Annotated in this window: 5 protein-coding genes and 3 pseudogenes; 6 read left to right on the top strand and 2 right to left on the bottom strand. The window is 43.7% G+C overall.

Features of this window, described 5'->3' with window-relative positions; all coding sequences use genetic code 11:
• Positions 1–165: IS1 family transposase (locus BGK49_RS25295; protein WP_047664789.1), on the bottom strand; the 165-nt coding region annotated here is incomplete at its 3' end.
• A gap of 56 nt (positions 166–221) precedes the next feature.
• Here BGK49_RS25295 and BGK49_RS04000 point away from each other — a divergent pair.
• Together BGK49_RS04000 and BGK49_RS30300 are read left to right on the top strand one after the other, a co-directional pair.
• Positions 222–527, top strand: a pseudogene (locus tag BGK49_RS04000) (sulfatase); the annotation flags it as partial.
• Positions 528–578: 51 nt separating this feature from the next.
• A pseudogene (locus BGK49_RS30300) lies at positions 579–1,735 on the top strand (anaerobic sulfatase maturase).
• Here the strand turns inward: BGK49_RS30300 and BGK49_RS29020 are convergent.
• A complete protein-coding gene (locus BGK49_RS29020; RefSeq protein ID WP_120795387.1) occupies positions 1,701–1,823 on the bottom strand; it encodes a protein YneP in 123 nt (40 codons plus the stop codon). The pseudogene BGK49_RS30300 and the gene BGK49_RS29020 overlap by 35 nt on opposite strands.
• A gap of 202 nt (positions 1,824–2,025) precedes the next feature.
• On the opposite strand from BGK49_RS29020, the gene BGK49_RS03990 reads away from it, so the two are divergent.
• The 4 genes and pseudogenes from BGK49_RS03990 to BGK49_RS03970 all read left to right on the top strand — a co-directional run.
• Complete coding sequence (locus BGK49_RS03990) at positions 2,026–3,711, top strand: ABC transporter ATP-binding protein/permease (RefSeq protein WP_000628540.1); 1,686 nt, start codon at positions 2,026–2,028, stop codon at positions 3,709–3,711.
• Positions 3,712–3,748: 37 nt separating this feature from the next.
• Positions 3,749–6,121, top strand: a complete 2,373-nt coding sequence (locus tag BGK49_RS03985; RefSeq protein ID WP_000832426.1) for a TonB-dependent receptor plug domain-containing protein — start codon at positions 3,749–3,751, stop codon at positions 6,119–6,121.
• A gap of 56 nt (positions 6,122–6,177) precedes the next feature.
• Positions 6,178–8,961 carry a M16 family metallopeptidase gene (locus tag BGK49_RS03980; protein WP_024259606.1) on the top strand — a complete coding sequence of 928 codons (2,784 nt, stop codon included), beginning with the start codon at positions 6,178–6,180 and terminating at the stop codon, positions 8,959–8,961.
• 362 nt (positions 8,962–9,323) lie between these two features.
• A pseudogene (locus BGK49_RS03970) lies at positions 9,324–9,539 on the top strand (pyridoxal-dependent decarboxylase); the annotation flags it as partial.

Raw genomic sequence — 9,539 nt, 5'->3', positions numbered from 1 at the left:
TTTCTGGTGCGTACCGGGCTGAGAGGCGGTGTAAGTGAACTGTAGTTGCCATGTTTTACGGCAATGAGAGCAGAGATAGCGCTGATGTCCGGCAGTGCTTTTGCCGTTACGCACCACGCCTTCAGTAGCGGAGCAGGAAGGACATCTGATGGAAATGGAAGCCACGCAAGCACCTTAAAATCACCATCATACACTAAATCAGTAAGTTGGCAGCATTACCCAAATTTGTTCGCCATCAGTCAGACGATTACCCGCATAACCCCAACACTGAGGACTTAAGCCAATTCTCTTATACGGTGAGAAATAACGATTATTCGCTTGTCTATACAGTAGAAAACAATCAGTTAGGTCTCTACAAACTGACGGATCTACAGCAAAAAGATAACCTTGCCGCCGCCAATCCGCAGGTCGTTAAAGAGATGCAAGGCGTGGTAAGAGAGTTTATCGACAGCAGCCAGCCACCGCTTAGCGAGGTAAATCAGGAGAAGTTTAACAATATCAAGAAAGCACTAAGCGAAGCGAAATAACTAAACCTTCATGCGGCGGAATTTTTCGCCGCCTTATTGAGCGAGATAGCGATGCACGTTACAGCCAAGCCCTCCAGTTTTCAATGTAATCTCAAATGTGATTACTGTTTTTACCTTGAAAAAGAGTCGCAGTTTACTCATGAAAAATGGATGGATGACAGCACTCTGAAAGAGTTCATCAAACAATATATCGCAGCGTCTGGCAATCAGGTCTATTTTACCTGGCAAGGCGGTGAATCCACTCTGGCTGGCCTGGATTTTTTCCGTAAAGTTATTCACTATCAACAACGCTATGCAGGCCAAAAACGTATTTTTAATGCATTACAAACGAATGGCATTTTATTGAATAATGAATGGTGTTCCTTTCTCAAAGAACATGAATTTCTGGTTGGTATCTCGATCGATGGCCCCCAGGAGTTACATGACCGTTACAGACGCAGTAATTCAGGTAACGGTACTTTTGCAAAAGTGATAGCAGCCATCGAGCGTCTGAAATCATATCAAGTTGAGTTTAATACGTTACCGTCATTAATAACGTTAATGTCCATTACCCTCTTGAGGTTTATCATTTTTTAAAATCTATCGGCAGTAAACATATGCAATTTATCGAATTGCTCGAAACCGGGACGCCGAATATTGATTTCAGTGGTCATAGTGAGAACACATTCCGTATCATTGATTTTTCTGTGCCTCCCACGGCTTATGGCAAGTTTATGTCAACCATTTTTATGCAATGGGTTAAAAACGATGTGGGTGAAATTTTCATTCGTCAGTTTGAAAGCTATGTCAGCCGTTTTTTGGGGAATGGGCATACAAGTTGTATTTTCCAGGAGTCCTGCAAGGATAATCTGGTTGTTGAAAGTAATGGAGACATTTACGAATGCGACCATTTTGTCTATCCACAGTACAAAATTGGAAACATTAATAAATCTGAACTCAAAACGATGAACAGTGTACAACTGACAGCGCAAAAAAAACGGATTTCAGCGAAATGTCAGCAATGTGCATATAAACCTATCTGCAATGGCGGTTGTCCTAAGCATCGTATTACTAAAGTAAACAATGAGACTGTTTCTTATTTTTGCGAAGGTTATAAAATCCTTTTTTCAACCATGGTACCTTATATGAACGCCATGGTTGAGTTAGCTAAGAACAGAGTACCGCTTTACCACATTATGGATGTTGCAAAACAAATGGAGAATAATTAATAACGCTCTCTTTTAACTCCATTCTTAGCCTCCTTCTTATGACCTTAACAAGGCACCCGACATAAATTCCTGTCGGGTGTTTCGTCATCATCATCTTCCCTTGCGAAAATCCTGGCTTACGTGGTATGCGTCAGGGCATTAGCAATACCCTTGATTATCAATAGCATAACCATAACCACTGAAAATTAAAAATTTCTATATATTTCATATTGTTAAATGATACTTAAATAAATTTCATCAGTAAATCATTGCCATAGATAATCATTGGATGGCACAATCAATTTTCGCTAATGATAACCATTCCCATTACGTTTTGTATGTTGATAGCAAAGTATCTCTGTCTGCTGAAGCCCTTTTGGCTGCGTAAGAATAATAAAACTTCAGTGTTGTTAATCATTATTATCCTCGCAATGATCCTTGGCGTGGTTAAAATTCAGGTCTGGTTAAACGACTGGAATAATGATTTTTTCAATGCGCTAAGCCAGAAAGAAACCGATAAGCTTTGGCAGCTTGTTCTTTGGTTCCCTGCCCTGCTGGGGATCTTTGTATTAATATCCGTAAACAAAACATGGTTAATTAAACTACTGACTATTCGCTGGCGCGAATGGTTAACAGATTACTACCTTAATCGCTGGTTTGCAGATAAAAACTACTACTTCACGCAGATCTACGGCGAGCATAAAAATACAGATAACCCTGACCAACGTATCGCTGAAGACATTCTCTTACTGATCAGCAAAACGCTCAGTCTTTCATTTGGCTTCATCCAGTCACTTAGCATGCTGATCACCTTTACCGTTATTCTTTGGCAAAGCGCGGGTACGCTCTCATTCACTGTTGGTGGAACAGAATGGAATATCCAGGGGTATATGGTCTATACCGTCGTGCTCATTGTGATCGGTGGAACTTTATTTACCCATAAGGTTGGTAAGCGTATTCGTCCGCTTAATGTGGAAAAACAACGTAGCGAAGCGACATTTCGAACTAATCTTGTGCAGCATAATAAGCAGGCAGAACTGATTGCGCTAAGCAATGCTGAGTCTCTACAACGCCAGGAGTTGCGCGACAATTTTCATACCATTAAAGAGAACTGGCATCGTTTAATGAATCGTCAGCGGTGGCTTGATTACTGGCAAAATATTTATTCGCGCTCGCTTAGCGTTCTTCCCTACTTTCTGTTATTGCCGCAGTTTATTAGCGGGCAGATCAATCTGGGCGGACTGATGAAATCGCGCCAGGCATTTATGCTAGTATCGAACAATTTAAGCTGGTTTATTTATAAATATGACGAACTTGCTGAACTGGCTGCGGTTATCGATCGCTTGTATGAGTTCCATCAACTCACTGAACAGCGCCCTACGAATAAGCCTAAAAATTGCCAACATGCGGTACAAGTGGCTAATGCGAGTATTCGTACGCCTGATAATAAGATCATATTAGAGAACTTGAACTTTCATGTTTCGCCAGGCAAATGGCTATTACTGAAAGGCTACTCTGGTGCGGGAAAAACCACACTGCTTAAAACATTATCCCACTGCTGGCCGTGGTTTAAAGGTGATATTTTTTCTCCTGCTGACAGTTGGTATGTGTCACAAACACCGTTAATCAAAACCGGCTTACTGAAAGAGATTATTTGTAAAGCACTTCCCCTGCCCGTAGACGATAAATCGTTGAGCGAAGTACTGCATCAGGTTGGTCTTGGGAAATTGGCTGCGCGTATTCATGACCACGATCGCTGGGGAGATATTCTTTCCAGCGGCGAAAAACAACGTATCGCCCTGGCACGATTAATTTTACGACGTCCGAAATGGATATTTCTTGACGAAACTACCTCTCATCTTGAGGAACAAGAGGCTATCCGCTTACTGCGTTTAGTGCGTGAAAAACTACCCACAAGCGGCGTCATTATGGTTACACATCAACCCGGTGTCTGGAACCTGGCCGATGATATTTGTGACATTAGCGCGGTTTTATAAAAACAATAAAAGCCCTGCTGTACGGAGATATAAATAAATGAAGCGAGTTCTTATTCCTGGCGTCATTTTATGTGGCGCTGATGTGGCGCAGGCCGTCGATGACAAAAACATGTACATGCATTTTTTTGAAGAGATGACGGTCTATGCTCCTGTCCCTGTACCCGTAAACGGCAACACGCATTACACCAGTGAAAGCATCGAGCGTTTACCGACCGGGAATGGCAATATCAGCGATCTGCTGAGAACCAACCCTGCGGTACGCATGGATTCAACGCAAAGTACCTCGTTGAACCAGGGAGATATTCGCCCTGAGAAAATCTCTATTCACGGTGCGTCGCCCTACCAGAATGCCTATTTGATTGACGGTATTAGTGCAACTAATAACCTGAACCCAGCGAATGAGTCCGATGCCAGTAGTGCAACCAATATTAGCGGGATGTCACAGGGGTATTATCTTGATGTCAGCTTACTGGACAATGTGACGCTTTATGACAGTTTTGTGCCGGTTGAATTTGGTCGCTTCAATGGCGGGGTAATTGATGCAAAGATCAAACGCTTCAACGCTGATGATAGCAAGGTGAAATTGGGTTATCGCACTACGCGTTCGGACTGGTTAACATCGCATATCGATGAGAATAACAAGAGCGCATTTAATCAAGGTTCTTCAGGAAGTACTTATTTCTCTCCAGATTTTAAAAAGAACTTTTATACCTTGTCGTTTAATCAGGAGCTGGCTGATAACTTTGGCGTTACCGCCGGTTTATCGCGCCGCCAGTCTGATATCACCCGCGCGGATTATGTTTCGAATGACGGCATTGTCGCCGGTCGGGCACAGTATAAAAACGTTATCAATACTGCATTGAGCAAATTTACCTGGTTTGCCAGCGACCGCTTTACCCACGATTTAACCTTAAAATATACCGGCTCCAGCCGTGATTATAATACCAGTACCTTCCCGCAGTCTGATCGCGAAATGGGTAATAAATCCTATGGTCTTGCATGGGATATGGATACGCAACTCGCATGGGCCAAAATACGTACCACCGTTGGTTGGGATCATATTAGTGATTATACCCGTCACGATCATGACATCTGGTACACCGAACTTTCATGTACATATGGTGATATTACAGGGCGTTGTACCCGTGGCGGATTAGGACACATTTCCCAGGCTGTAGATAATTACACCTTCAAAACACGCCTGGACTGGCAAAAATTCGCCGTGGGTGATGTTTCGCATCAACCCTACTCCGGCGCGGAATACATCTATTCCGATGCATGGACTGAACGCCATAACCAGTCTGAATCCTATGTGATTAATGCTGCAGGAAAGAAAACTAACCATACCATTTACCATAAAGGTAAAGGCAGCCTAGGAATTGACAACTACACGCTGTATATGGCGGATCACATTAGCTGGCGGAATGTGTCGTTAATGCCCGGTGTGCGTTATGACTATGACAACTATCTGTCAAACCACAATATCTCCCCGCGCTTTATGACGGAATGGGATATTTTTGCTGATCAAACCTCAATGATTACCGCCGGTTATAACCGTTACTATGGCGGGAATATTCTTGATATGGGATTACGTGATATCCGCAATAGCTGGACGGAATCGGTATCAGGTAATAAAACCCTGACGCGCTATCAGAATTTGAAAACGCCTTATAACGATGAACTGGCAATGGGATTGCAGCAAAAAATCGGTAAGAACGTTATTGCACGCGCAAACTATGTTTACCGTGAAGCGCATGATCAAATCAGCAAAAGCAGTCGTACCGACAGCGCGACTAAAACCACCATTACTGAATATAACAACGATGGCAAAACCAAAACGCATTCGTTTAACCTCAGTTTTGAACTGGCCGAACCCCTGCATATCCGCCAGGTAGATATTAACCCGCAAATTGTCTTTAGCTATATCAAGAGCAAGGGCAACTTGTCGTTAAACAATGGTTATGAGGAGAGCAATACCGGTGATAACCAGGTGGTTTATAACGGTAATCTGGTCTCTTACGATAGCGTTCCAGTGGCAGATTTTAATAACCCATTAAAGATCTCCTTAAACATGGATTTCACGCATCAACCGAGCGGGTTAGTGTGGGCGAATACGCTGGCCTGGCAAGAAGCGCGTAAAGCTCGCATTATCCTTGGTAAGACAAATGCGCAATACATCAGCGAATATTCAGATTACAAGCAGTATGTTGACGAAAAACTGGATAGCAGCCTGACCTGGGACACCCGCTTGTCCTGGACGCCACAATTTCTGAAACAACAAAACCTGACGATCAGTGCCGATATTCTCAATGTACTGGATAGCAAAACCGCTGTTGATACAACGAATACCGGTGTGGCGACCTACGCCAGTGGCCGTACTTTCTGGCTTGATGTCAGCATGAAATTTTAATAGTTCGGATTTTACTTAACCGGGTAAATTCGCCCGGTTTTCGCATGGAGATAATTATGAGAAACCTCTGTTTCTTACTGACGTTAGTGGCAACTCTGTTGCTCCCCGGGCGGCTGATTGCCGCCGCCTTACCGCAGGATGAAAAGTTAATTACCGGGCAACTGGACAATGGCTTGCGATATATGATTTATCCGCATGCTCAACCAAAGGATCAGGTAAATTTATGGCTGCAAATTCATACCGGTTCATTGCAGGAAGAAGACAATGAGCGCGGCGTGGCTCATTTTGTAGAACATATGATGTTTAACGGCACAAAAACATGGCCGGGTAATAAAGTCATCGAAACATTTGAGTCAATGGGCCTGCGTTTTGGTCGCGATGTTAATGCCTATACCAGCTATGACGAAACGGTGTATCAGGTGAGTTTGCCGACTACGCAGAAACAAAATCTGCAACAAGTGATGGCAATCTTCAGTGAATGGAGTAATGCCGCAACCTTTGAAAAACTCGAAGTAGACGCTGAACGTGGCGTAATTACTGAGGAATGGCGTGCCCATCAGGATGCGAAATGGCGCACCTCTCAGGCGCGCCGCCCTTTCCTGCTGGCTAATACCCGTAATTTAGACCGTGAACCTATCGGCCTGATGGATACTGTCGCCACGGTCACACCGGCACAATTGCGCCAATTTTATCAACGCTGGTATCAACCAAATAATATGACCTTTATCGTGGTCGGCGATATCGACAGTAAAGAAGCGCTGGCGCTGATAAAGGATAATTTAAGTAAGCTTCCGGCTAACAAAGCAGCTGAAAATCGCGTCTGGCCGACAAAAGCCGAAAACCACCTGCGCTTTAATATCATTAATGATAAAGAAAACCGGGTGAACGGCATCGCACTCTATTATCGCCTGCCAATGGTACAAGTGAACGATGAGCAAAGCTTTATCGAACAAGCTGAATGGAGCATGTTAGTTCAGCTGTTCAATCAACGTCTGCAGGAACGCATACAGTCGGGCGAGTTGAAGACTATTTCTGGCGGCACTGCGCGCAGCGTTAAAATTGCACCCGATTATCAGTCGCTGTTTTTCCGTGTAAATGCACGAGACGATAATATGCTGGATGCTGCGAATGCATTAATGGCAGAGTTGGCAACCATTGATCAGCATGGTTTTTCTGCTGAAGAACTCGATGATGTCAAATCTACCCGCCTCACCTGGCTGAAAAATGCGGTTGATCAGCAAGCTGAACGTGATTTACGTATGCTGACCAGTCGCCTGGCATCCAGCTCATTAAATAATACGCCGTTCTTGTCGCCGGAAGAGACATATCAACTTTCGAAACGTCTGTGGCAGCAAATTACCGTGCAAAGTCTGGCGGAAAAATGGCAGCAGTTAAGAAAGAACCAGGACGCATTTTGGGAGCAAATGGTAAACAATGAGCTTGCCGCCAAAAAAGCATTGTCTCCTGCGGCTATCCTGGCGCTGGAAAAAGAGTACGCCAACAAAAAGCTGGCGGCTTACATCTTCCCAGGCAGAAATTTATCGTTAACAGTAGACGCTGACCCACAGGCGGAAATTAGCAGCAAAGAAACGCTGGCTGAGAATCTGACATCATTAACACTTTCCAATGGTGCCAGGGTTATTCTGGCAAAATCCGCGGGTGAAGAGCAAAAGCTACAAATTACTGCCGTATCGAATAAAGGCGATTTAAGTTTCCCTGCGCAGCAAAAATCACTTATCGCGCTGGCAAATAAAGCAGTAAGCGGAAGCGGCGTTGGTGAGCTCTCCTCTTCCAGCCTGAAACGCTGGAGTGCGGAAAATTCGGTAACCATGAGCAGTAAAGTCAGTGGCATGAATACGTTGCTCTCCGTTAGCGCGCGGACTAATAACCCTGAACCTGGTTTTCAGTTGATTAACCAGCGAATCACCCACAGCACGATTAACGACAATATTTGGGCATCGCTACAAAATGCTCAAATTCAGGCATTGAAAACGCTCGACCAGCGTCCAGCGGAGAAATTCGCCCAGCAGATGTATGAGACGCGCTATGCTGATGACCGCACGAAATTACTGCAAGAAAATCAGATTGTACAGTTTACTGCCGCAGATGCGCTGGCTGCCGATCGCCAGTTGTTTTCATCTCCAGCGGATATCACGTTTGTCATTGTCGGTAATGTCTCAGAAGACAAACTCGTGGCGTTAATTACGCGTTACTTAGGATCAATCAAACACTCTGATTCGCCATTAGCCGCAGGTAAACCATTAACTCGCGCGACGGACAACGCATCGGTTACTGTAAAAGAACAAAATGAACCTGTGGCACAGGTTTCACAGTGGAAGCGTTATGATTCCCGGACACCTGTTAATCTGGCGACGCGTATGGCGCTCGATGCTTTTAACGTCGCACTGGCAAAAGATCTACGTGTTAATATTCGTGAACAGGCATCTGGAGCATACAGCGTTTCTTCTCGCCTCTCGGTTGATCCTCAGGCCAAAGATATCAGTCATTTGCTGGCTTTTACTTGTCAACCAGAACGACATGATGAACTGTTAACGTTAGCGAATGAAGTGATGGTTAAGCGTCTGGCTAAAGGGATCAGTGAGCAAGAACTGAATGAATATCAGCAAAACGTTCAGCGCAGCCTCGATATCCAACAGCGTAGCGTTCAACAATTAGCGAACACTATTGTAAATAGTCTTATTCAATATGACGATCCTGCAGCATGGACTGAGCAGGAGCGATTGTTGAAACAAATGACGGTAGAGAATGTTAACACTGCCGTTAAACAATATCTTTCTCATCCGGTAAATACTTATACCGGAGTATTATTGCCAAAATAATAACAGCCCCGTCAACACATCGTTGGCGGGGATTTTAGCAATATTCGCTATTTTTATGTAATAATTTTATAAATGCGTTCAAAATAATAATCAAGTACTAATAGTGATATTTTTAGGTCTGATTTTTACGTGATAATTCAGGAGACACAGAATGCGCATAAAAATAACAGCATAAAACACCTTACCACCACCCAAGAATTTCATATTGTATTGTTTTTCAATGAAAAAAACATTATTCGCGTAATATCTCACGATAAATAACATTAGGATTTTGTTATTTAAACACGAGTCCTTTGCACTTGCTTACTTTATCGATAAATCCTACTTTTTTAATGCGATCCAATCATTTTAAGGAGTTTAAAATGGATAAGAAGCAAGTAACGGATTTAAGGTCGGAACTACTCGATTCACGTTTTGGTGCGAAGTCTATTTCCACCATCGCAGAATCAAAACGTTTTCCGCTGCACGAAATGCGCGACGATGTCGCATTCCAGATTATCAATGACGAATTATATCTTGATGGCAACGCTCGTCAGAACCTAGCCACTTTCTGCCAGACCTGGGACGACGAAAATGTC

The sequence above is a fragment of the Shigella sp. FC1544 genome, assembly GCF_001722145.1.
Classification (GTDB): domain Bacteria; phylum Pseudomonadota; class Gammaproteobacteria; order Enterobacterales; family Enterobacteriaceae; genus Escherichia; species Escherichia coli.
The sequence above is the reverse complement of the archived record's forward strand: the minus strand, read 5'-3'. Positions and strand labels throughout refer to the sequence as shown.

Bases quoted from the DNA above. Each gene is read 5' to 3' on its own strand.
- BGK49_RS03980 (WP_024259606.1), top strand. From the start codon at position 6,178: ATGAGAAACCTCTGTTTCTTACTGACGTTAGTGGCAACTCTGTTGCTC.
- BGK49_RS03985 (WP_000832426.1), top strand. From the start codon at position 3,749: ATGAAGCGAGTTCTTATTCCTGGCGTCATTTTATGTGGCGCTGATGTG.
- BGK49_RS03990 (WP_000628540.1), top strand. From the start codon at position 2,026: ATGATAACCATTCCCATTACGTTTTGTATGTTGATAGCAAAGTATCTC.
- BGK49_RS29020 (WP_120795387.1), bottom strand. From the start codon at position 1,823: ATGACGAAACACCCGACAGGAATTTATGTCGGGTGCCTTGTTAAGGTC.